Source organism: Paenibacillus sacheonensis, from assembly GCF_009909195.1.
GTDB lineage: Bacteria > Bacillota > Bacilli > Paenibacillales > Paenibacillaceae > Paenibacillus_Z > Paenibacillus_Z sacheonensis.
In genome coordinates, this window is record NZ_JAAAMU010000018.1 from 78396 (window position 1) to 101734 (window position 23339).

Here is a 23339-nt window from a genome sequence, read left to right on the forward strand (position 1 = left end):
AGGAGCGGACAGCGGCGCCATGAGCCGCTGTCCCGTCCTGTTTCCAGGATGAAGGAGGGGAAAAGAGATCGCAATGAATCCATCGCATGCAAGACCGGGGAAGGCTGCTGCTTCCGTCCGAACGACGCCCGTCCGATTGAGCTTACGTTCGCGCCGAACCGCATGGTGGTGCTGGTTGTTCGTCATGCCGAACTTGGTCTTCTTCGCCTTGTTCCAAGGCTGGCCGATTCTCGCCAACTTGCATTACGCCATGCTGGATTGGTCCGGCATCAGCACGGGAGCCAAGTTCATCGGACTGGATAATTATAAGGAACTGATGCAAGATCCGTATTTCTGGAAGGCCTACAAGCACAGCTTTCTCTTTATGTTCGAAGCCGTTCCATTGCTGCTGCTCGGCGGTCTTGTCTCAGCCGTCCTGCTGAACAATCCGCTGATGAGATTGGCGAAGACGTACCGGACGCTGCTCTTCATTCCGGTCGTTACGACCGCTTCCGTCATCGGCATCATCATGGTGTATATCTGGGGCTCGACCGGAGCGGTGAATTATGCGCTGCTGAAGCTGCATCTGCTCGATAAGCCGGTCAATTGGCTCGGAGACCCCCATTGGGCGATGTTTACCGTCGTCATGATCTACGTATGGAAGAACCTTGGCATCAACATGATCTACTGGCTGGCGGGCCTGCAAAGCATCCCGAGGGAGCTGTACGAAGCGGCCAAAATGGACGGCGCGGCGCCGTTCAAAACCTTCATCCATATCACCGTTCCATTAGTCGCCCCGGTCGGTCTCGTGATTCTGCTGCTTGACGTGTCGGGAGCCCTGAAAGTGTTCGACATGATCAAAACCATGACCGACGGCGGTCCGTTCTTCGCGACGGATGTCGTCTCGACTTATATTTACCGGTACGCGTTCTCCAGCGAGATCGGACTGCCGAGGCTTGGCTATGCATCGGCGGCAGGAATCTTCTTCGCGTTTACGATCGTTCTGTTGGCCATTGCGCAAGCAGTTATCCGCGGTTCCTTCCGCTCGCTCGGAAGGAGGAGAGGCGCATGAGAATCGCGACCCGGACCATATACCATATCGTGTTTGCGGTGCTGTCTCTCCTGTGGATTTATCCGTTTCTGTGGATGCTGGCGGCGTCCTTCAAGACGCAGAACGAATTTTTTGCCAAAGGGCTCAGCCTGGTGCCGACGAATTGGGACCTGTCGAACTTTCGGCGCGCCTGGACGAACGGCAATTTCGAGGCGTATTTTCTGAATTCCGTCATCGTGGCGGCGTCCGTTATCGTGATCGTACTGGTCATTACGTCGACCTGCGGTTACGCGCTGGGGAGATATTCGTTTCGGGGCAAAGGGGTTATTCTGGCCGTGCTCGGCGCGAGTATCTTCGTGCCGCTGGAATTTTCCATCATTCCGGTCTTTCAGCTCATTAAGAATTTGGGGCTGATGAATTCCCGTATGGGCGTCATTCTAGCGGAATCCGGCGGCGGGCATGTACTGTTCGTGCTGCTCTTCGCGAGCTTCTTCCGGCAGGTACCCAAGGAGCTGGAGGAAGCGGCAACGATGGATGGCTGCGGCTTCCTTCGTACTTACCTGAGCGTCGTCCTGCCGCTCTCGAAGCCGATCATCGGCAGCGTCGTTATCATGCAGTTTATCTGGACGTGGAACTCGTTCCTGCTGCCGCTGGTACTGACCCTCAGCAGTCCGAATCTGCGAACGTTAGCCGTCGGACTCTACGCGCTGCGCGGGGAGAATGTCGTGGACTGGACGGGAATCGCGGCCGGAGGCACGATCGCGCTGGCGCCGATCATCGTGATCTTCCTGCTGCTGCAGCGGTATTTCGTCGACGGCATCGCGGGAGCCGTGAAGGGTTAAAGGCCGGCGTTCGTAAATGCGCCTATTCTAGTGTCCGAGGGCGTTTTAATGGATTCTGAACACAGGAAAGCAACCAGAAGCATGCGAAATTAATCAGGAACGTTCTAATTTGTGAACGCCAAAGGAGCGGATGACGAATGAGAGTATTATTGTTGGATTTGGATTCGACGCGGCCCGATCATTTGGGCTGCTACGGCTATGGACGGAACACGTCACCGAACATCGACCGGATCGCCGCCGAGGGCGTACGCTTCGACAACTACTACACGTCGGATGCACCATGTTTTCCATCCCGGACGGCGTTGATGACGGGCCGTTTCGGCATCCATAATGGCGTCGTCGGCCATGGAGGCACGGCTGCGGACGTTCGGCACGAAGGGGAGGAGCGGCAGTTCCGTTCCCGTTTGGCATCGGAGAGCTTCCCTTCGCTCTTCCGGCAGGCCGGCATGAAGACGGCGCTCGTCAGTCCGTTCGGAGAGCGGCACTCGGCGTGGACATTCTATGCGGGCTTCAACGAAATCCATAACACGGGACAAAGCGGCCAAGAATCGGCGGAGACGGTCACGCCCGTCGTGCTGGACTGGATCGAGCGCAACGCGGACCAGGACGATTGGATGCTTTACGTCAACTATTGGGATCCGCATACGCCATATCGGGCACCGGCTTCCTTCGGCAATCCGTTCGAGAACGAACCGCTGCCGGCTTGGATTACCGAGGACGTATTGGAAGGACATATGCGCAAGGTCGGGCCGCACAGCGCGAGCGAGATCAACATGTACAACAGCGAGACGTCGCCCGCCTTTCCGCGGCATCCCGGAGAAATACGTTCGATGGACGGCCTGCGCACGATGATTGACGGGTATGATTGCGGTATTCGTTACATGGACGAGAACATCGGCGCGATCTTTGACCTGCTGGAACGCAAAGGCGTGATGGAGGAGTTAATCGTCATCATTACGGCGGATCATGGCGAGAACATGGGCGAGCTCGGCATCTACGGCGAGCATGCAACGGCGGATCAAGGGACCTGCCGTATTCCGATGATCATTCGCTGGCCGGGACTGCAGCAGGGAACCGTCGACCGCAGCCTCCATTATCATCTCGATCTTCCGCCGACGATCGCCGAGCTTCTCGGCCGAGCGCCGGCGCCGATCTGGGATGGAAGCAGCTACGCCGGCGTCCTGAAGACGGGCGAGGAGAACGGACGTGATTATCTTGTCGTCTCGCAATGCGCCCACGTTTGCCAGCGCAGCGTGCGTTTCGGAGATTGGCTGTATATCCGAACCTATCACGACGGCTATCACTTGTTCGATAAGGAAATGCTATACAACCTGGCAGAGGATCCGCATGAGCAGCATAACGCGGCGAAGGATCGGCCGGATTTGTGCCGGGAGGCGGTCTATCTGCTGAACGAGTGGCATGACGATATGATGTCCACGATGCCGCATGACGTCGATCCGCTGTGGACGGTGATTAAGGAAGGCGGGCCGTATCATGCCAAGGGCTTCCTGCCTCAGTACGCCGAGCGTCTCCGTCAAACCGGGCGCGGGGATGCGGTGGAGGAATTGATTCGGCGGCATCCGCGGGAGATGGAGCAGGCGCGATCGTAGCGTGAAGTGGAGATGTGTATAGGGCGTAACATGTGGATAGTTGGAAAGCAGTAGGGGTGCCCGTAGGGCATCTCTTTTTGCTATTCACAGTTTGGGAGGCTGTGAATAAATGTTCATCGCGGGAAGCAGTCGAGGCGGCACGGACGCTGATACTTTGACCAGGGCCATTGACGCCTATTCGGATTGGGACCTTGTTCACATAGTGAAGCCCGTTCAGGGGATTTAACCTTATGCGACTCGCTGAACGTCATCTTGCTCTTCGGGTGGGAGCCCGTCCGCACAAGAGCCCGTACTACGGCGCATGCTGGCAGCCTGAATCGAGACGGCTCCGGGGCACGCAAAACTAATCCACAGTTGTCCACAGACTTATCCCCATCATACACAGGGTCCAAAGTGCTTAATGGCATAAGTATTTAGAGCTAATAAACATATCCACAGATCGAGTTATCCACAATAGGATAGCGAAATGGAACGAGATGAGTGCGGTGCTGCGCCTAGCAAATTTCGGCTTTGTGAAATCCGTCCTCGCCGCTGTCTGAAGTTCGTAGCTCGTCGCTGAACGCGTCTGCGCCTAGCAAATTTTGGCTTTGTGAAATCCGTCCTCGCCGCTACCTGCAGTTCGTCGCTCATTGCTGAACGCGTCTGCGCCGAGCAAGTTTCGTCTTTGTGAAGTCCATCGCTCCCCGCTGTCTGCACTTCGTCGCTCGTCGTTGATCCGCGTCTGCGCCGAATACATTTCGGCTTTGCGAAAACCATCGCTCGCCGCTATCAGAAGTTCGTCGCTCGTCGATATCGGCGTCTCCACCGAAACAGTCCACGCCTGAACGAGCGTTTAAGCACCGCATCGCCTAACCGACTCGCTTGCCCGACCGGCTTTCCTTCACCGACTTCAAGGAAATAAGTGCAGATCTGCACTTATTTCGACTATTTAACGAGGCTGAAGAGGAATAAGTGCAATAATGCACTTATTTCCTCAGTTTCGCGTTCGAAATAACTAACATCGGCTAAATAGTTGCATATATGCACCTATTTCCGTTTTTGGCGCCCAATGAGCAAAAATAGTTGCAGATCTGCACTTATTTTGATCCTGACTTATTAAATTACCGTTGAATCCACTAGCCACGCATTTACCTGTTGCCCCATACAAGCATTCTGCCGGCTATTCTACAGCTCTGCACCAAGCGATCCGCCGATCTGCCGGCTATTCTACAGCTCTGCACCAAGCGATCCGCCGATCTGCCGACCAGCCTACAGCTCTGCACCAAAGCGATCCGCCGACCAACCTGCAGCTTCGCACCAAGCGAAGCGCCAGCCAACACCAGTCGCCACATCAAACGATCTGCCACCCGATTACCGCCCCGCACCAAGCGATCCAACGACCACTCTATGATCTCTGAACCAAGCGACCCGCCATCCAATACAAGTCACCTCACCGAATGATCCGCCTTTCTACCTACTCCTCTACCTACTTTTCTATCTGCCTACAACAGTTTGCCCGCATTGGGCTGCAGCTCGTATCGAACGACGCGTTTGCCGTCCGTCCCCGCAACGGGCGCGAGCATCCCATGGTCGCATAGTAACGCCAGCGAGCGCACCACGGTTCGATAGTTCAGCCGGAGATGCCTCTTGACGTCGATCGTGCGCAGCGGTCTAGCGAGCGTGTAGGCTAGGCGGATGATCTCCTTCTCGTGTACGCCGGCAGAGGCGACCGGCAGCGCCTGCGTCTGGTAACGTCCGAGCAGCATCCGAAGCAGCGTTATGCAAAGTTCGGGTCGGTGCGCAACGTCGTCGTAGGCGAAGGAAACGACCTGATACCCCATCGCGGCCAGAAACGTCTCCCGGTTCAGCTCGTTGCAGTATTTTTGCCGGTCCATGTCCCGCACGTGAGGTACGAAGCCCTTGATCTCAATAATGAGTTTCACCGCCGGAGCGAGCCACGCAAAATCGCAGAAATACGCCAGCCCGCGCCAATCCAGCACCTCGAAATCCGGATGCAAATCATCGAATTGACCGAACATCGGCCACCATACTTGGCGGCAAAACAGTTTCTCCGCCTCCCGGTGTCCGCGTTCCAGCCTGCCTCTGCGTTCGCCGTCGCGCCGCTCCAAATGAAGTTCCAAAAATGCGCCGTGCGCCTGTTCGAATGTCATCTACGCTTCCTCCCCAAAATAAAAAAACGCCCCGGCCCCATGCGCGGCATGGAGCGGGACGTGCTTCGTCTCGTTGACGTAAGTATAGCGCAAGAAAGGGGAGGCGGCTAGCCTAACTTATTATGCGGCTCGCAACGAACGAAGTAGGAGCGGCATACGAACACGCTTGTAGGCAGGCGCCGACGATAGCGGCACTGGCTAGCTTTTAGCTTAGACAACTAGGTCGGATAAGCGGGGGGCGCTCGGCGGATGCTGAGAGCGGCCCGCCTGCTTACAGACCCCCCGCATCTAATCCGCGTACCTAATAAACGACAGCACCAAATCCTGCCGGTAATCCCCGAAATCCGCGCCGAACAGATTCAAGCCGCGGCAGTTTTCCGCATCCTCGCTCACTTCCAGCCGAACGCGGATCGGTTGGTTGTACTGCAGTCCGAGCGAGGCGATCGTTGCTTGCGTGGACGCTTCCCCGTTGACGAGGCTTCCGTCCTTCGTGACGCGCCATTCCGTCAGCTGGCCGTATTCCGTGCCGCTGCGCCATTTGTCCGGCGTCAGCTTGCCCTTGCGGTCGCCAAGATCGCCCGGGCTCGTAAAGGTGCCGATCTTCACGTCGTTGATATAGAGCGCGATGTCGGAGGGCCAGTCCATCTGGAAGGAGGACGCCTCGGCGCACAGCTCCGCGCTGAAGCCGAGCTCGTCGATCGTGACGCCGGGCGGCATCGGATTGGCAAAATAATATTCCACGTACCCCGCGCCCGAAAACCAAAGCAGCGAGGCTTCGAACCGCTCGGGCATGTAGAAGGAGCGCGGGTCGTCGACGGAGCCGACATGCGCGCATTCCTTGGTCACGATGCCGCAGGTCGGCTGGACGGAACAGTGAGAAAACATCCCGATCGGCATGTGCAGCTGTTCCGTACGGTGAAGTCCCTCCCCGGGCTTCGCCGGCAGGTCGAGCTGGATGGAACGGCAGGTGGCCGAACAAATTTTCTCCCGGTTGGTCCCGAGCGTCGAGGAGACCAGCTCCACGCCCTCGAGAATCTGCACGTTAATCGAGACGGTAGGCTGGGCCACGCCAAGCGCTTCGGCCAGCTGGCTGATGCTCATCGGTTTCTCGCCGAGCGCCTCCAGAATCCGTACGCGAACGTCGCCGGATAACGCTTTGGCCACGTCGACGATGCGGGAAGAGGGGTAACGCATCAGATCTTGTTTCGGTTCGCTCATTGCTCGTAATCAGCCCTTCGTCGGTCGTTATCGTTACAAGTAGTGTACAAGAAAATAAGTATATTGTAAAAGTATAATACATATTGATTTAAATATATACCGGTGCTAGAATGAGGGAAAATCCACCCCACCCGAAAGGTTGTGCACAACTCATGGCAGCACAAGCATTGCAAACGGCGGCAGCGACATTGCCGCGCCCCGAATATCCGCGCCCGGACTGGCAGCGTCAGGATTGGCTGAATCTTAACGGCGCTTGGTCGTTCCGTCTTGAAACGGAAACGAATGACAGCGGTTCCACCCAGTCGGCAGCCGACTTCAACAGCGAAATCATCGTTCCTTTTTCTTGGGCAAGCCCGCTGTCCGGCATCGGCCGCAGCGAAAGCGGAATCGGCTGGTACAAACGCGAGGTCACATGGTCCCCCGAGACGAGCGGCTCGCTCGTATTCCTGCGCTTCGGCGCGGTGGACTACCGCTGCGACGTATGGGTCAACGGCACGCATGCCGGTTCCCACAGCGGCGGTTATGGCACGTTCGAATTCGATGTCACGTCAGTATGGAAGCTGGGCGAGGCCAACCTGATCGTGGTGCGGGCGGAGGATTTCGACGCGAAATCGCAGACGCGCGGCAAGCAGGGCTATGGCGAAATCCGCGGCATTTGGCAGCCGGTATGGCTGGAATCGCGTCCGCAGGCGCACGTGCAGTCGGCCAAATTCATCACGAAGATCGACGGCAGCATTCAAGTGGAAGCGGCCGTGGCGGCAAGCGCGCCCGGAGAGGCGGAGCTGCGCTTTGATTTCAATGGCGGAACCGTGTCGCATACGGAGCGCGTCGCATTGGCGCCGGGCGTGAACGTCGTCAGCGCATCGTTCCGGGTCGAGGATCCGCAGCTGTGGAGTCCGGAGACGCCTTTCCTGTACGAAGGCGAGATCACGCTGGCGAGCGGCGAAAGCACCGACCGCATCGCGACGTATTTCGGAATCCGCGAGATCGGCACCGCGCTGTTCGGCGACCGCAAGTATCGCTGGATCACCTTGAACGGCAAGCCGGTGTACCTGAACGGAACGCTGGACCAGGCTTTCCACGAAACGGGCTTCTTCACGTATCCGACGGACGAGGAAATGCGGGACGAGATTTATTTGGCCAAACGCCTCGGTTTGAACTTCATCCGCATTCATATTAAGCCGGAAGAGCCGCGCAAGCTGTACTGGGCGGATAAGCTCGGCATGATGGTCATGGAAGACATGCCTTGCTTCTGGGGCAACCCCGACGAGGTTGCCCGTCCCGCGTACGAGCGCGAAGCGAAAGAAATCATCGACCGGGACTTCAACCATCCGTCGATCTTCTCGTGGATCATGTTCAATGAGACTTGGGGTCTGCGGACGGATGCAGAGACGATCAGCTTGACGAGCGGCAACGCCGATGCCGAGGCGACGTATTTGCCGGAAACGCAGGAATGGGTGCGCTCCGTGTACCGCTGGGCGAAGAGCGTCGATCCGACGCGGATCGTCGAAGAGAACTCGCCATGCAACTGGGATAAGGTCGAGTCGGACATCAACACGTGGCATTTCTACATTAATGGCTACGAAGAAGTTCGCGCCCACGTGACGGAGGTCGTCGAGAATACGTATCCGGGCTCGTCCTTCAACTGCATCGGGGGCAACGTCCAATCCGACGCGCCGCTGATGAACAGCGAATGCGGCAACGTCTGGGGCTTCAAGAACGGCGCCGGCGACAGCGATCTCGCTTGGCATTACCGGTACATGATGAACGAATTCCGCCGCCATGACAAAATGTGCGGGTTCGTCTTCACCGAGCTGCGCGACGTGACCAACGAGTTCAACGGCTACTACCGCCTGGACGGCCGCGAGAAATTCTTCGGCTACGAAGGCTTCGTGCCCGGCATGTCGCTTGCCGACCTGCATTCGGCGGACTTTATCGTCATCGATGCGCCGCCGTGCCAAACGGTTCAAGCGGGCGCAGAGGTCTCGATCCCGCTGCTGGCGTCGAGCTATTCCGACCGTTACCACGGGCAGCAGCTGCAGCTGGGCTGGGAGCTGTGGCATGACAACCTCGGGACCCGCGTGACGGGCGACCGCGGCACGGTAGCCCTGGATTGGAACGGCTACGGCGTGACGCCGATCGGCGAGCCGCTGACGTTCAGTCTGCCGAAGCAGGATGCGGTCGCGGTGCTGGCGCTGACGCTTCGCGCGGCGGACGGCACGGTCGTGACGCGCAATTTCATCACCTTCGACGTGCGCGGTGCCAGCGCGGACGGCGCGCCGGTCTATGATGCGGAAGGCCGATTCATTGCCGTGCCGGTCACGGATTTCGCGGAGCAAACCTTTGCGCATCAATGGAACGCCATCCAAGAAGGCAAGACGAACGGCGGCAAGTCGGGTCATTTCGTTTATGACGTCGCTTTGCCGGATGCAGGCGAGCAAGCGCTGATCCAGCATGTCGTGCTGGCGTTCGAAGCGAGTTCCAAACGGCTCCTGGCCCGCAATGTGGAAGGAGCGCGCGACCGCAACCATACGATCAGCATGATGCATGGCGCGGACGCGGCGGTGGAGTACAACTCCAACACGTACTATATGACCGATAACGAGCAGCATGAGTCGTTGATCCATGTTCTCGTGGACGGGGAGAAGGTCGCGTCGTTCCTGCTGCCGGACAATCCGGCGGACAGCCAAGGCGTGCTGTCGTACCAGTACCAGGAAGTCCAAAATAAGCTGGACGAGGCAGGCTCCTACGGTTACCTGTGCAAAGTGACGCTGCCGAGCAGCATCACGGCGAAGCTCGACCGCAGCCGCGGCTTCAAGCTGACGCTGGAAGCGGGCGAAGGCGGACTGGCGCTGTACGGGCGGAATGCGGGACGTTATCCGATCGATCTGCTCGTTCAAGTGAAATAAATTCGTGCGCCAAGACCGCGCAGCATAGAAGCGGCAGTTGCGGATGCGGCAGTTGCCAGTGCGGCAGCTGCCAATGCAGCTGTTGAACGAAATAGAGAAACCCACGTCACGGACGTCGGGTTTCTTTTTTTATGCAACCCCAGCTGCCGCAGTTCCGTGGAACCGCCTAATAATTTCATGCGGCATTCCCGCTTGAAATTAGGTTGACCGCGGGTAAACAGGATTAACAACTTAGGGGCCGCGCAAGAACGCGGCAAGCCGTCTTGCATTCGCGGCTAACGCAGGAGAGCAAAGTCGCTGCATAACCGGCGACGAGATTAATCATTGTCAGGTGACAGAGGGGTGCAAGCATGGAACGGAATCAACCAACACCACCAGCAGGATCCGCTTCCTTCGAATCCGCCTCCACGGTGGCGGACAAACCGATACGCGAAGCGCTGTTTCAGCTGCTTTTTCCTTTCTCGCTCAACGCGGATTGCCATCAGCCGATGAAAGAAACGCTTCTGCAGGCAGAATTCTTGCCGTTCCGGCTGGACGACAAGGATGCGGAGACCGCCTACTACGGTCCGCGGCACCGCGTCTCGCACCGGGATATGGAACGTTACTATTTGCCGTTTACGAATCATGTGCTGTTTCCGGCAGAAGACAACGGCGAGAGCTTCCAGCGCTTCAGCAAACGGATGGATCTGCGGGCGGCGCTGCATACGCGTTTCTTCGACGCGCCTTTCGTCATTCATTCCGTCGACGTCATTCTCTGCCCGTTCGATACGGGCTTCATCACCCTGCGGGTGGAGATGATCAAGCCGGACGCCACGTTCACCGAGGCGATCGAATTCGTGGAACGGCTGCGCGCGCTTCAGGATGCCCATGCGGAGGATCGCGCTTCCTGGGTGGAGCATGAGGGCGACCGCTATGAGGAAGTGCAGGATTTTATCTTCCAGGCCATCGTGCCGCACACGGTGAACTATCTGGACCGGTCGCCGATGGATGGCGCGTATTTCGAGGAGCTGCCCTATCTGATCGACGAGCGGATGTATGTCATTGCGTTCTACGCGTTTCCCGAGCACGAAGAGATTACGTTGTTCGACCGTTACCGGGCCGCAAGGCTCGACGGCTTCGGAGAGAACGGCAAGCCGTGCATCAGCGCGACCCATTTGCCCTATATCGAATCGTACTGCCGGCATACCGGGTTGGACCGCTGGGCGCCGTATGCGTATTATTTTACGGACGAAACCTGCTTCTGCAATTTGAACCGTCTGAATTCGGCGCGCGCGGACGGCATTGCCAACAAGCTGTACGGCGAGTATTATTACGGCCTGCTGCTGAACCTATTCCACCGCATCGTGCTTCTGAAGCTGTCGAATGCATACTCCCGCGTGCAGCTGGAGCGTTCCCCCGAGCAGACCGAGGTGCTCATTCGCGACATCACCGCCTTTTCGGCCAAATACGACTTCCTGGAGGTCGTGTCCCAGTCGCAGGGGAGGGAGATCTTCATCCAGATCCGGCGCGTGTACGGCAACGACGAGCTGTTCCAAGACGTGAAGCAGACGCTGAACGACCTGTACAAATACCAAGAGAATTCCACCTCGAAGCGCTCCAGCTACTTGCTGACGGTTCTGACGATCTACACCGTCATCAGCGGCATCTACGGCATGAATCAGGTCATCGAGGACCTCAAGGGGCCGATCAAGTGGGGCAAAATGAACGGATATTCGCCGTTCGAGTGGCTCGCGCTCGCCGTGACGGTGACGGGGCTGATCGTCGCGTTCCTGCTGTCGGGCAACGTGCTGTGGAAGTGGGGACGCGATCTCGTGAAGCGGCTGTCGCGATGAGTGCCCGGCATAGGCTGTCCGACCTCGAATTTGACGCTTGGACGGCTTATCCGGTTTAACCCGCTATCGTCCATGGCCATGCTGATCATACCGGCTGTTGGCGACAGGGATAGCCGTCCCGAAACGAGGTGAAAGCTCGCGTGCTGTTCACGCCGATCAAACCGATGATCGTCTCCATGGGGAAGGAGGCGTTCGATGACGAGCATTATTTATTCGAGCCCAAATGGGACGGATGGCGCCTCTTGCTGCACAAACAAGGCGGCCGTCTTGAGGCCTATACGCGGAATGGAAACCGCGTCACGGAGAAGTTCCCGGAACTGCGGGAAGCCGTATCCGCCATCCGGGTGCCGGAAGCGATTTTGGACGGAGAGGGCGTCTGCCTGCGCGGGGACAGGACGGTGTTCGACGACTTCGCTTACCGCGGGCGGCTAAGCGACTCGCGGCGCATCGCGGCCGCCGTGCGCACGCATCCGGCGACGTTCATCCTGTTCGACGTGCTGCAGACGAACCAGTCGCATATGCAGGAACCGCTGACGACGAGGAAAGCGCGATTGCAGGAAGCCGTTGCCTCTACGGACGTGCTGGCGCTCACGGCTTATGTCGAAGGACAAGGCAGGGCGCTGCAGAACTGGACCATCGCACGCGAACTGGAGGGGACCGTAGCCAAGCGGCGGAATTCCGTCTATCGCCCGGGGGTCGTTTCGAAGGATTGGATCAAAATCAAAAATGTCCAGACGATCGATGTCATCATTCTCGGCTACCGGTCGAAGCCGCGCTTCGGTCTCGTCGTGGGGCTGCATTTCAGGACGGTTCGCTATAAGCCTGTCGGACTCGTCGAGTTCGGCTTCGCCGCCAGGGACAAGCAGGCTTTCCTCGACATCGCGCAGGGACTGCGGACGACGAACGACGGGAAAACGCAGTGGATCGAGCCGAGGCTCTGCTGCCGCATTCAATACCTCGAACGAAACGACCGCCATCAGCTGCGGACGACGGTGTTCCGGGGGTTTCTCTTCGACAAACGGCCGGAGGACTGTTATTGGACGTATTAGCGAGCAGCGCGCTATGAAGAATGGGCTGCAGCAAGACATCTTCTTCTGGCATGCTAATCGTGCTTATATGGGATGTTCTTCAAATAAAGGTCATTTCTTGATGAGTCTCGAATACAGAGACGATGTTGTATGGGGATCGATACTTGCTGCAGAAGGAGTGAACCGCTTGACGCATTCACGACTCATACTCTTTGAGGGCATTCCAGGATCGGGAAAGTCGACGACGGCACGATCGGTTTCGATTCAATTGGAGAGAGCAGGTATGGCGAATCGTTATTACCATGAATTAGCGAGTGACCATCCCATTAACTTTTTCAATGAAATCTACTTAACTCCGGAAGAGTACGCCGGCATCGGTGCCAGGTTTGACTCGCTTCCCCCTGTGACCGCGAAATGGGACAACCTGTATCGGGTCAATATCCTGCAGCTTAGACGAAGCCACGCCATTACGGATCTCGCTGAAACGATGAAGGCGCTGTTCCCGTATTTCTGGATCCATGACCCTGCCCGCTATCTCCCCGTTGCTAGATTGAAGATGCGATCCTTCGTGCAAAACGTCGCTGCCGGGCAGCAGCTTGAGATTTTAGATGGCGGCCTCGTTCAGTTTTTTACGGACGGCTTGTTGTTGAACGGCTTCTCCAAGTCGTTTATCGTTGGCGAACTGCAAGCTTTGCTAGGCGAGCTCCAGGACCTGCATCCCTTCCTCATCTATTTCTCGCCTTCGGATATCGAAGGCTCCATCCGGCAAACGTTCGCCGCGCGAGGGGAGGTCTACAAAGTCGGACGGCATTTCCCATATGCGCAGGGCAAAGAGAAGGATGACTTGCAATTATATGTGGATTTTTTGACGGACTATCATGATATTGCGCGGGAATTCGTAACGCAGACCAACGGCCGCAAGCTGGCTGTCGATAATTCCAATCGGGAATGGACGGATTACGAGCGGGACATTCTCCGCCAATTTGGCGTGGAGCCTGTCGATGCTGCCGTTGATCCTATTCCATTCGCCAGCCTCACGGGCGAATACGGTTGGCAGGATAAGACCTTTACGATCACCTGGGAGCAGGGGACGCTATATGCCAGCTACAACACGTACAAGAAGCGACTGATCCCGAAAAGCGAGACGGAATGGTATATTAGCGACAATTCGGTGGAATTGCATTTCGTCCGTTCATCGGATGCCGATGCGTCTGCGGATTCTTTCACCATTGGCGGGAGCGACATCTCTCAGGACTGGAGCAGGACGGGTACGCAGTTCGTTCGCAACAGGACGGGCGGGGCGGGTTGATGGCGTATATGATTCGACGGGCGAGATTCGAGGATACTGAAGCGGTTGAAACGTCGAGCAGAGAACTGACTGAGCGATAGCGTCGGCGAGAGGGAAATTCGATTGGAGAAGGTGATATACCCATGAACACACGCATTCATATTCGGCCAATGACCGGCGCGGATGTCGAGTCCGTCTATCGATCGTTGGATCAATTCGAGATCGGGAAGCCGCTCGATTATATCGCGCGGTGCTGGGAGGAGAACGTATCCGGCAGGCGGGTTACGCTGATCGCGGAGGGCGAGAATCGGTTTGCCGGTTGGCTGCATCTGGTGTTCCGGTCGGACTATGCGTATTTCGCGGAGCGAAATATTCCCGAGATTAATAATTTGGACGTCCTTCCGCCCATGCGCCGTCTGGGAATTGCCAATGCATTAATGGAAACCGTCGAACGAATCGCGTTCGACCGGTTCGGCATCGTCGGCGTGGGGGTGGGTCTCTATTCGGATTATGGCAGCGCACAGCGGCTCTACGCGAAGCGCGGTTATGTCCCGGACGGAAGAGGCTTGATGTATCTGGGGGAACCGGCAAAGCCCGGCGATTATGTGCAAGTCGGCCACGACTTGGCCTTGTATCTGATTAAAGAGCGAGCATGACTCGTTCCGGTCGTTCGCGCAAGCGGGATAGACGAGAAGCAAGAGGCGGCGGGGTCCCGATCCCGGCTGCCTTGTTTTGTGTACGGCTGCCCCAATCGATCTTCTGCCGGTAAGAGGAATTGCGCGGCCAATCGCGAAAAGGTAACTTTAGCAGGGAAGAGCGGGTAGAAGCCAGTTACCGCCGCGAGCTTGTGAAGTGAAGCACGTTATGTTCAGCGTTGTCGTAAGCGCTCTCTTGCCTGCGGATGCGCATGGCGGACGAGCCGGATAACCCGCATTCTCGGCTGCCCGATCTTTAACCATATGAACCATTCGGCGCCCTGCCTGCATGCGGGGGCCGTCATTCCGAACCAACATTAACGGGAAGAGGTGCTTGCAGATGGCGAAAATAACGGGTATCAGATGCATTCGCACGCGGAAGAACGGAACATGGACCATCGTGAAGGTGATGACGGATCAAGACGGCCTGTATGGGATCGGCTCGGCGAACGACTATTACAATCCGGAGGCGGTCGTGCAGGTCATCGAGCAGCTGCTCGCGCCGCAGCTGATCGGCCGGGAGACCGGCAACATCGAGGATATGTGGCAGACGATGCAGCTGAGTTCATACTGGCGCAACGGATCGATCCTGCAGACGGCGATCGGCGGCATCGATGTAGCGCTGTGGGACATCAAGGGCAAGGAAGCGGGCCTGCCGATCTACCAATTGCTCGGCGGAGCTTGCCGGGCGGCGGTTCCATGCTACGGGCATGCCGGCGGCCGCGACGTGCAGGAGCTGATCGAGGACGTCCATCGCTATAAGGAGCAGGGCTACACGGTCATCCGCGCGCAGCTCGGCGGTTATGGCGGCGGAGGCTTCATTCCGCGCGGTCAAGCGAACGTGCCCGTGAATTCGTGGGCAAAGGAAGCCGTCTTCGACGAGCAGGCGTACGTGCAGGCGATTCCCGCCATGTTCGAGCAGCTGCGCCTGGCATTCGGCGCGGGGACGCAGTTCACGCATGACGTTCACGAGCATCTCTCGCCGATCAATGCGGTCAAGCTGGCGAAGCGGCTCGAGCCGTACGACTTGTTCTTCCTCGAGGATGCGCTGCCGCCGGAGCAGCTGGGCTGGTACCGCCAGCTGCGGCAGCAGAGCGCGACGCCGCAAGCCGTCGGCGAGCTGTTCACGAACCCGCAGGAGTGGACGCCGCTCATCACGGAGCGTCTGATCGATTTTATCCGCGTGCGCGTATCCAAGGCCGGCGGCATCAGCGCCTGCCGCAAGCTCGCCGCGCTCGCGGAGGCGTTCGGCGTCCGCACCGCTTGGCAGGAGGGCGGGGAGAACGATCCGGTCAATCAGGCGGCGGCCGTTCATTTGGACATGGCCGTATGGAATTTCGGCATTCAGGAGATCAATCATTTCAGCGCCGAAGAAAAGGAAGTATTCCCGGGGCTCGTGGAACGGAAGGGCGGTTACCTGTACGTGTCCGGCAAGCCGGGGCTTGGCCTCGACTTCGACGAGGAGAAGGCCGTGCTGCTCGCGGGCGAGGATTGGGACAGCCGAAGCTACCATCAGCCGTATAAGCTGGATCGCAAGGCGGACGGCACGCTGGTGAGACCGTAACGTCTGGAACCATCGGAACCAACGGAATGACTGGAACGAACGGAATAACTTGAACCAAACAACGACAGGTTCACCACAAGGGAGGAAGAACAGCATGCAAACGATCGCCGTAACCGGAGGAGCCGGCAAGCTCGGGAAGTATGTCGTGCAAGAGCTCATTCGCCAAAATTATCGCGTCATCTCGCTCGACCAGAAGCGCGCCGCCGACCTGCGCTGCAAGCAAATCATCGTGGATATGAACGATCTGGGCCAGGTGGCGAGCGCGCTGCAGGACGTTGACGCCGTCATTCATCTCGCGGCCATTCCGTCGCCGACGGGTTTTCCGATTCCGCTCATCTTCGCCAACAACGTCATGGGCAGCTACAACGTGCTGGAAGCGGCGTCCATGCTCCGCATGAAGCGGGTCGTCATGGGCTCCAGCACTTCCTGTTACGGCTTCGCTTGGGCGGCGAAGCCGTTCTCGCCGCAGTACTTGCCGATCGACGAGGCGCATCCGCAGCTGTCGCAGGAAGGGTACGGTTTCTCCAAGACGGTCGGCGAGCTGACGGCGGAGATGTTTCACCGCCGGAACGGCCTGAACGTCGTCAACCTGCGATTCTCGTTGATCGCGGCGCCCGAGGAATACGAACATATGCGCAAGAGCATCGACAACCCGGTTGACGGCGCGAAGATTCTATGGAGCTACATCGATATCCGGGATGCCGCCAAGGCATGTGTCGCTTCGCTGCACCCGAAGACGGACGGCGCGATCGCATTGAATATTACCGGCGACGACACGTTCTCTTCCGTCGACACGTTGGAGCTGCTGCGCGAATGCTGCCCGGACGTGACGGATCTGCGCAGCGAATTCGCGGGCAGAGAGCCGTTGTTCAGCAACCGCTTGGCGAAGGAAACGCTGGACTGGCAGCCGGAGCATTGCTGGAGCGACGCGCTGTCCTAGCGTTGCCTGTTTAAAGAAGTGGACTTCACAATAAAAATCACCTGCTCCGCATAGCTGGAGAAGGTGATTTTTGCATGGGCAGAACCGGAATGGCCGGCGGCAATCGCGCTGGCCTCTCGCTGCCGGATTAATTGACCGCAGCAGGCCTCCGGTTTAAATATAGGTCAACAACTGATCGGCGTTCCGCCTCATATCCTCGGTGCGCTCCCTAAAGGCGCAGTAGGCAATATGATCCAGCCCGATATGGATGAGACAGCAGAGAAGGCGCTCCTGCATCTGCTCGGGAGGGCCGCCGTGGCTGTCCCAATGCCGGTCCAGTATTTCCTGCAGATCGATCCCCTGCCACTGCGGATACCAGGACCACCAATACAGAAACCAAGCATGATCATAGAGCGGGTCGCCATAAAACGCATTCCCCCAATCGAACACGCCCGTGAGCTTCCCTTCGTCCACCAGCACGTTCCGGTTCAAGAGATCGTTATGGACGATCCCCCAGCATTCCGGAAGCCGGGGAACGAGTAAACGAAGTTTCTCTATTCCGGCATCGAAGATCCCCGCCTCCCTTGGCGAGGCGTCAAGCCGTTCGCGCCAGCCGGCAAGCCTGTCTCTAGGCTCGCTCACTGATAATAGCTCGGCTCCCCAGCTCCGTCCCGTCCCTGCAGGACGCCAAATGCCCACTTCCTGCGTATCCCGGAGATCGAGCTTCTGGAGCTCGTAGAGCGCGTCGAGCAATTGCGGGAGGACTGTCTTTATACCCTTCTCGTCAAGCTCGTCGAGGTGCGCGGTTCCTTGAACGCGCTCGGATACGGCGTAGAAGCCGCTCTCCGTCTCGCCGACCTCGATGACTTTCGGAATCGGCAGGGCCGGCATGGAATGAGCTCCCATCGCGCGATCCTTCTCGAAATCACCTCGGTAAGCGCCGAAACGAATGACCCTATCGCGTCCGTCCAGCGTGAACGAATATGCGCTCGACCAATCGCCGGATGCGAGCGGCGCTAGGTTCTTAGCGCGGTCGCCGAAGCGCTCCTTCACGAAACGGTCCGCGGTTTGACCCAAGTCTTTCATGGCAATCCCTCCTGGTCGGTAGACTTTATCCCGTTAAGGTGATTTTAATGCTTCGGTGATAAGATAACGACAGGAAGTTGATGAAGAAGGTGATGTTTTTTTGAAAAGGCTGCTCCGACAAGCTCCGCTCCTGTGGATGCTGACCATCCCGTTGATCGGCACGCTGTACGCCATGCAGGACCATGCCAGGTCGAGCATGCATATCCTAGCGACTGAAGTGGACCGCATCACGCCGTTTATACCGGTCTTTTCGCTGTTTTACATGGTGTGGTACCCGTTCTTATTCGTGACGCTCGTTTTGCTTTTCCGCAAACGCCGCGTGGCGTATTACCGGACGCTCGCTGCCGTATGCCTCGGGATTTTGACAGCCAATATGGCTTTCCTGCTGTTCCCCACCTACGTGCCTCGTCCTCCGCTCGGCACGGGCTGGAACTTTCTCGTGCCGCTTACCTACAGGCTGGATGAACCGTATAACGGATTTCCGAGCATTCACGTGCTGACATGCTATCTGATGCTGCGCGGTTCGGAGGTTTTGCCGAGGTGGACGCGCCGGGTGGTCATCGCGATGGCGGTATTGATCATTATGTCTACGCTGTTCATCAAGCAGCATGTCCTTGCGGACGCCGCCGGCGGTATCGCGGTAGGCGAGGCCGTATTCCGAATCGCGGGGCGACTGTTCAAACCCAAGCCTCTTGCTATGCCGCATGGCGATCCCGCCGCGACGGAATCCGTATAAGAAGCTGCCGCATGCCAAGCGGCGGCTTTATTCATTTCCCCGAGAGGATTGCGCGGGCTTCTCCCGAATATCCAATAACAGGGATTTCATAGAAATAGGAGGCGCGGAATATGGAGAAATCGGCGTCCAGGGGAACGGCTATCGGTGCCGTGAATTGGATCGAGAAGAAGGCAGCGCTGGATGAATTGCTTATGCAAGCGGACAAGTTGTCCGTTCAACCTATGGATCAAGGCTTCGAAGCCGAAGTGAGGATGATCCGCGCGGATATCGGAAGTTTCGTCCTGAAAGTCTGGAACAGAAGCTCCAAGCCGGATATCCGGTTTCAATACCGGTTGCTGGATACCCTGTCCGAACGCGGCTTGTCCGTCTCCTCTCCGGTGGGCTGGGGAATCGACGAGAACGGCAATCAGGTGCTGCTGACATCCTTTGACGGTACGCCGATCCGCAAGGTGAATGAACGGAAACTGGCAGATCTGGCCGGCATTCTGTCGAGCATTCATCGCATTCGCGTGGAAGAGCTGGAGGACCGCGGCCTGCAGCTTCCGAAGTACGAGATGATTCATTACTTTTTCCCTGGAATTGACGATCATCCGGACCTAGCCCGGTTAGCAATGACGCTCGTGCAGCGGATGCCAATAAGGCAGGATCGCATCATTCATGGCGATTTTCATTTGGCCAATCTGCTGGAGGATAACGGCCGATATACCGTTATCGATTGGACGAACGGTCAACTCGGGGATGCCCGTTATGATTTTGCCTGGGCGCTGACTTTGTTGCGCATCTACGCCTCGGATCGCAATGCGGCACGGTTCCGTGCCGCGTATTTGTTGGACAACGAGATTTCGCGCGAGGAACTCGAGGCGTTCGGCGCGCTGGCCTGTCTCCGATGGCTGCTGCTGCATAGAGGCAGCGGCGTGCCTGCCGGGCCAACGACGATGAAACGCGTGAAAAGCCTCATCGCCGGCAATCCGTTCTTGGCGGGGATGGCTGCTGGGATTTGACCGAGGCGGCTGGATTGGCGTGGAATGGAGAGGGTAGGCGGGAAAATACGGCTTCGGCTTGCAATTGCCTCCCGCATGCATAAACAGCCCCGGCTTCAGTGCGAAGCCGGGGCTGTGCGGTTTAATTAGACCGCCGTAGCAGCGAAGTGGTAAGCTTTTAAGACGATCCGTGCATGAAGAGCAACCCGCTACGACTTGGCAGCGTATTTCCGGTCCAGCAGGACGCAAATCATAGTGAGCAGGAGCGCTCCTCCGACGAGCGCGGCGCCGACCGGAGGGAGGTCTTTCAAGGACAGATGCGTAATGACGGTCCCGCCGATGAACGCGCCTACCGCATTGCCAAGGTTGCCGGCGGAATGGCTCGTCGTGGAGGCGAGCGCGGGCGCAGACTTGGCCAGGCTCATGATGCGCACCTGCATGCCCGGGAAGACGGCGAAGGTAGCGGTGCCCCACAGGAAGACCGTTGCAACGGCGGCGATCTGGTTGTGAACGGTGAAGGTGAACACGGCCAGGATGATGCAGATCGCGGCGTATAATCCGAGAACCGTAGGCATCAGTTTCCAATCCGCGAGCTTGCCGCCGAAGATGTTGCCGATCGTGACGCCGAAGCCGAAGAGCACGAGAATCCAAGTTACGCTATGTTCGGCAAACCCGGAGATCTCCACCATGAGCGGAGTAATGTAGGTGAAAATCGTGAACAGGCCGGCGTTGCCGAGTACGGCAATGAGCAGGAACAATAGCAGCCGGGGATTCGCCAGGGCGGTTACCTGCTTCGAGATGCTGACCGGCGTTTCCTTCTTCAGTTTCGGAATCAAGAGGACGATGGCGATAAGCGTAATGACGCCCATGAGCGCGATCGCCGCGAACGAGGCGCGCCAACCCATGTGCTGGCCGATGAAGGTTCCGAGAGGCACGCCGATAATGTTGGAGATCGTGACGCCGGCCATCATCATGGACACGGCCCCGGCCCGCTTGTCGGGCGCGACAAGGCTGGACGCAATGACGGCCCCGACGCCGAAGAACGTGCCGTGCGTGAGCGCGGTCAGCAGCCGGGCGCCCATAAGAACGGCATAGCTCGGCGCGAACACGGAGATGGCGTTGCCCAGGATGAAGAGCCCCATGAGGAAGCATAACAGCTGCTTCTGGGGGATTTTGTGCGTCAGCACCGTCAGGATCGGCGCACCGACCGCAACGCCCAGCGCATACATCGTAATGAGTTGTCCGGCAGCGGAGATACTGACGTGCAAGTCATCGGCAACGTTCGGAAGAATGCCCATGATGACGAATTCCGTCATGCCGATCGCGAAAGCGCCGAGGGTCAGGGAGAGCAGCGGCAGGGAGGAGGATTGTTTCTTGACGGTTGCCTTGCCAGGGGCGACATGCGATAATTCCATGATGTTAAAAATCACCTTTCGCTTTGTGTCATGAAGCCTATGCGGGGTTGTTGCATAACCTTTTGCGGGGAGCTTTCTTCCTATTGTGTGGGGTCCCGGGCGGGGAAGCAATACCTTTCAATGAAATGACAATATTTTATGCGAATTAAGTTGGATGGCCAGAAAAAATGGCGGGCAGCCGAGGTTGACTTTCAAATCATGTTGTAACTATAATGGTTACAACGAAAGGGTGTTGGGCATGCAAATCAGCAGCAGGTTTTCCATCGGCGTACACATCTTGTCCTTGCTGGCCGTGAACTCGGGCGCGCATCTCACATCGGAATGGATCGCCGGCAGCGTCGGAACGAATCCGGTCGTCATTCGCCGCGTGACGGGACAGCTGAAGAAGGCCGGGCTTGTAGAGGTGCGTGCAGGCAGCGGCGGAGCCACGCTGGCGCGGGGATTGGAATCGATCACCTTGCTGGACGTGTACCGTGCCGTCGACGCCGTGGAAGAAGGCAAGCTGTTCCATATGCACGAGCAGCCGAATCCGAACTGCGAGGTCGGCGCCAATATCGAGCATGTGCTGCGACTGCTGATGCTGAAGGCGCAGGACGCGATGGAAGGCGTGCTTGGAGCGGTGACGATGCGGGAGCTCGTCGACGTGCTGGCCGTCGAGATCAAGAGAAGCGCGGTGAAGTGAGGGCGCTTTTCTTTTTGGAAGCGTTGTAACTGTTATGGTTACAACGGTGAGCGAGAGACAAGCAGAACAGCTGCCGCATACCGCCCCTTTCGAAGGCAGACGTCATTATAAACCAAATTCACAGGAGGTTATCGATTATGAAGATCGCAATTATCGGTGCAAGCGGCAAGGCAGGGAGCCTCGTCGCGAAGGAAGCGGCGGCAAGAGGACATGAGGTAACGGCCATCGTCCGCAGCGCGGCCAAAGCGGCAGCAGCGGGATTGAACGGCTTCGCCGTGCTGGAAAAGGATATCTTCGACCTGAACGCGCAGGATCTCGGCGCCTTCGACGTCGTCGTGAACGCGTTCGGCGCCTCTCCGGGGCAGGAACGCCAGCACGTGGACGCGGGCCGCTCGCTGATCGGCGCGCTGCAAGGCGCGCCCGGAACGCGCATGATCGTCATCGGCGGAGCGGGCAGCCTCTACGTGGACGAAGCGAAGACGGTTCGTCTCGTCGACACGCCGGAGTTTCCGGAGATGTACAAAGCGACGGCGCTGGCTGCGGCGGACCACTTGGAGGATCTGCGGGCAGCTTCCGGTATCCGCTGGACGTTCATGAGCCCTGCCGCATTCTTCGACGCGGCAGGCAAACGCACGGGTACGTACCGCGCCGGTACCGACTGGCTGCTGGTCAACGCGAAGGGCGACAGCTACCTCAGCTATGAAGACGGCGCGCTCGCGCTCGTCGACGAGATCGAGCGGCCGCAGCACGAGAACGCGCGCTTTACGGTCGTATCGGAAGCCGATTAACGGACTGCGGCGATGTGAGTATCGGTCGCGAGGCGGGTGTGCATGGCAGTGCGTGTAAGGCGCGGTAAGCTAGTGCGGTGCGTGTAAGCGCGGTAAGCCAGTGCGGTGCACCAAAACAGTATGCCCATGCGGTGCGTACCAAAGCAGCGCGCCGAAATTGTGCGCAATAGCCGTGCGCCAACATAGTGTGCAATAGCCGTGCGTCAAACAGGACCCCGTGCGGTGCCCCACAGCCGGTATTTAAAGCAGTGCCCCAAAGTGGTGCCCCAAGCAATACTCTAAAGCGGTGCCCCAAAGTGGTGCCCCAAGCAATACTCTAAAGCGGTGCCCCAAAGCGGCGCTCCAAGCAGTGCCCCAAAGCAGTGTTCCAAAGCCAATGGCTTTGGGGCACTGTTTTTTGTTTTGTATGCAGGATGGACCCGACGGCTGGAAGTCTGGTGAAGAGCTGTACGGAGTGCAATTCATCGGTCTCGCCGGCTGGAAATCCGGCGAAGAGGTGCATCAGGTGCACTATAAATTGAAAGAAACCGGCGTTTTTTAAACGGAGGTTTTTCTCTTTTGTTTTCA

Annotated in this window: 18 protein-coding genes; 14 read left to right on the top strand and 4 right to left on the bottom strand. The window is 58.0% G+C overall.

From position 1 onward, the window contains the following. The first annotated feature begins 73 nt into the window (after positions 1-73). The 3 genes from GT003_RS25500 (at position 74) to GT003_RS25510 (ending at position 3482) form a co-directional block, all read left to right on the top strand. Positions 74-1051 carry a carbohydrate ABC transporter permease gene (locus GT003_RS25500; RefSeq protein WP_161703294.1) on the top strand — a complete coding sequence of 326 codons (978 nt, stop codon included), beginning with the start codon at positions 74-76 and terminating at the stop codon, positions 1049-1051. Beyond that, positions 1048-1872 carry a carbohydrate ABC transporter permease gene (locus tag GT003_RS25505; RefSeq protein ID WP_161703296.1) on the top strand — a complete coding sequence of 275 codons (825 nt, stop codon included), beginning with the start codon at positions 1048-1050 and terminating at the stop codon, positions 1870-1872. Before GT003_RS25500 ends, GT003_RS25505 begins: the two co-directional genes overlap by 4 nt. A 137-nt stretch (positions 1873-2009) precedes the next feature. Beyond that, positions 2010-3482 carry a sulfatase family protein gene (locus GT003_RS25510; RefSeq protein ID WP_161703298.1) on the top strand — a complete coding sequence of 491 codons (1473 nt, stop codon included), beginning with the start codon at positions 2010-2012 and terminating at the stop codon, positions 3480-3482. Positions 3483-4963: 1481 nt separating this feature from the next. Here the strand turns inward: GT003_RS25510 and GT003_RS25515 are convergent. Continuing rightward, positions 4964-5632, bottom strand: coding sequence for a DUF559 domain-containing protein (locus tag GT003_RS25515; protein ID WP_161703300.1), 669 nt, complete (start codon positions 5630-5632; stop codon positions 4964-4966). Positions 5633-5920: 288 nt separating this feature from the next. Further along, the gene (locus GT003_RS25520; protein WP_161703302.1) at positions 5921-6850 is read right to left on the bottom strand and encodes an ArsR/SmtB family transcription factor; all 930 of its coding nucleotides are present in this window, start codon (positions 6848-6850) and stop codon (positions 5921-5923) included. Positions 6851-7002: 152 nt separating this feature from the next. Between GT003_RS25520 and GT003_RS25525 the strand changes: the two genes are divergently transcribed. The 7 genes from GT003_RS25525 to GT003_RS25555 all read left to right on the top strand — a co-directional run bounded on the left by GT003_RS25525 (position 7003) and on the right by GT003_RS25555 (position 17106). Continuing rightward, positions 7003-9759 (top strand): glycoside hydrolase family 2 protein, encoded by a 2757-nt coding sequence (locus GT003_RS25525; RefSeq protein WP_161703304.1) that lies wholly within the window; start codon positions 7003-7005, stop codon positions 9757-9759. A gap of 350 nt (positions 9760-10109) precedes the next feature. Beyond that, complete coding sequence (locus GT003_RS25530; RefSeq protein WP_239566103.1) at positions 10110-11591, top strand: CorA family divalent cation transporter; 1482 nt, start codon at positions 10110-10112, stop codon at positions 11589-11591. A gap of 140 nt (positions 11592-11731) precedes the next feature. Next, a complete protein-coding gene (locus GT003_RS25535; RefSeq protein WP_338046017.1) occupies positions 11732-12640 on the top strand; it encodes an ATP-dependent DNA ligase in 909 nt (302 codons plus the stop codon). Between the two features lie 262 nt (positions 12641-12902). Continuing rightward, the gene (locus tag GT003_RS25540; protein WP_161703306.1) at positions 12903-13928 is read left to right on the top strand and encodes a hypothetical protein; all 1026 of its coding nucleotides are present in this window, start codon (positions 12903-12905) and stop codon (positions 13926-13928) included. A gap of 122 nt (positions 13929-14050) precedes the next feature. Continuing rightward, positions 14051-14563: a GNAT family N-acetyltransferase gene (locus GT003_RS25545; RefSeq protein ID WP_161703308.1), complete on the top strand. Its 513-nt coding sequence runs from the start codon at positions 14051-14053 to the stop codon at positions 14561-14563. Between the two features lie 379 nt (positions 14564-14942). Further along, the gene (locus GT003_RS25550) at positions 14943-16166 is read left to right on the top strand and encodes an enolase C-terminal domain-like protein (RefSeq protein ID WP_161703310.1); all 1224 of its coding nucleotides are present in this window, start codon (positions 14943-14945) and stop codon (positions 16164-16166) included. Between the two features lie 94 nt (positions 16167-16260). Beyond that, positions 16261-17106 (top strand): NAD-dependent epimerase/dehydratase family protein, encoded by an 846-nt coding sequence (locus GT003_RS25555; RefSeq protein WP_161703312.1) that lies wholly within the window; start codon positions 16261-16263, stop codon positions 17104-17106. Positions 17107-17259: 153 nt separating this feature from the next. Here GT003_RS25555 and GT003_RS25560 read toward each other — a convergent pair whose 3' ends face one another. Then, positions 17260-18171: a phosphotransferase family protein gene (locus GT003_RS25560; RefSeq protein ID WP_161703314.1), complete on the bottom strand. Its 912-nt coding sequence runs from the start codon at positions 18169-18171 to the stop codon at positions 17260-17262. A 100-nt stretch (positions 18172-18271) separates the two neighbouring features. On the opposite strand from GT003_RS25560, the gene GT003_RS25565 reads away from it, so the two are divergent. Together GT003_RS25565 and GT003_RS25570 are read left to right on the top strand one after the other, a co-directional pair. Next, a complete protein-coding gene (locus tag GT003_RS25565; protein ID WP_161703316.1) occupies positions 18272-18907 on the top strand; it encodes a phosphatase PAP2 family protein in 636 nt (211 codons plus the stop codon). Between the two features lie 110 nt (positions 18908-19017). Next, positions 19018-19908, top strand: coding sequence for an aminoglycoside phosphotransferase family protein (locus GT003_RS25570; RefSeq protein ID WP_161703318.1), 891 nt, complete (start codon positions 19018-19020; stop codon positions 19906-19908). Between the two features lie 188 nt (positions 19909-20096). On the opposite strand, the gene GT003_RS25575 is transcribed toward GT003_RS25570, so the two are convergent. Continuing rightward, entirely contained in the window at positions 20097-21302 is a 1206-nt protein-coding gene (locus GT003_RS25575; RefSeq protein ID WP_161703320.1) for an MFS transporter, read from the bottom strand. Positions 21303-21540: 238 nt separating this feature from the next. Here GT003_RS25575 and GT003_RS25580 point away from each other — a divergent pair, with 238 nt between their 5' ends. Continuing rightward, positions 21541-21984 (top strand): Rrf2 family transcriptional regulator, encoded by a 444-nt coding sequence (locus GT003_RS25580; RefSeq protein ID WP_161703322.1) that lies wholly within the window; start codon positions 21541-21543, stop codon positions 21982-21984. A gap of 137 nt (positions 21985-22121) precedes the next feature. Next, positions 22122-22772, top strand: a complete 651-nt coding sequence (locus GT003_RS25585) for an NAD(P)-dependent oxidoreductase (RefSeq protein WP_161703324.1) — start codon at positions 22122-22124, stop codon at positions 22770-22772. The last annotated feature ends 567 nt before the right edge of the window (positions 22773-23339 follow it).

Bases quoted from the DNA above. Each gene is read 5' to 3' on its own strand.
- GT003_RS25520 (WP_161703302.1), bottom strand. From the start codon at position 6,850: ATGAGCGAACCGAAACAAGATCTGATGCGTTACCCCTCTTCCCGCATC.
- GT003_RS25580 (WP_161703322.1), top strand. From the start codon at position 21,541: ATGCAAATCAGCAGCAGGTTTTCCATCGGCGTACACATCTTGTCCTTG.
- GT003_RS25515 (WP_161703300.1), bottom strand. From the start codon at position 5,632: ATGACATTCGAACAGGCGCACGGCGCATTTTTGGAACTTCATTTGGAG.
- GT003_RS25500 (WP_161703294.1), top strand. From the start codon at position 74: ATGAATCCATCGCATGCAAGACCGGGGAAGGCTGCTGCTTCCGTCCGA.
- GT003_RS25540 (WP_161703306.1), top strand. From the start codon at position 12,903: ATGGCGAATCGTTATTACCATGAATTAGCGAGTGACCATCCCATTAAC.
- GT003_RS25525 (WP_161703304.1), top strand. From the start codon at position 7,003: ATGGCAGCACAAGCATTGCAAACGGCGGCAGCGACATTGCCGCGCCCC.
- GT003_RS25585 (WP_161703324.1), top strand. From the start codon at position 22,122: ATGAAGATCGCAATTATCGGTGCAAGCGGCAAGGCAGGGAGCCTCGTC.
- GT003_RS25510 (WP_161703298.1), top strand. From the start codon at position 2,010: ATGAGAGTATTATTGTTGGATTTGGATTCGACGCGGCCCGATCATTTG.
- GT003_RS25560 (WP_161703314.1), bottom strand. From the start codon at position 18,171: ATGAAAGACTTGGGTCAAACCGCGGACCGTTTCGTGAAGGAGCGCTTC.
- GT003_RS25545 (WP_161703308.1), top strand. From the start codon at position 14,051: ATGAACACACGCATTCATATTCGGCCAATGACCGGCGCGGATGTCGAG.
- GT003_RS25570 (WP_161703318.1), top strand. From the start codon at position 19,018: ATGGAGAAATCGGCGTCCAGGGGAACGGCTATCGGTGCCGTGAATTGG.
- GT003_RS25575 (WP_161703320.1), bottom strand. From the start codon at position 21,302: ATGGAATTATCGCATGTCGCCCCTGGCAAGGCAACCGTCAAGAAACAA.
- GT003_RS25530 (WP_239566103.1), top strand. From the start codon at position 10,110: ATGGAACGGAATCAACCAACACCACCAGCAGGATCCGCTTCCTTCGAA.
- GT003_RS25555 (WP_161703312.1), top strand. From the start codon at position 16,261: ATGCAAACGATCGCCGTAACCGGAGGAGCCGGCAAGCTCGGGAAGTAT.
- GT003_RS25550 (WP_161703310.1), top strand. From the start codon at position 14,943: ATGGCGAAAATAACGGGTATCAGATGCATTCGCACGCGGAAGAACGGA.
- GT003_RS25505 (WP_161703296.1), top strand. From the start codon at position 1,048: ATGAGAATCGCGACCCGGACCATATACCATATCGTGTTTGCGGTGCTG.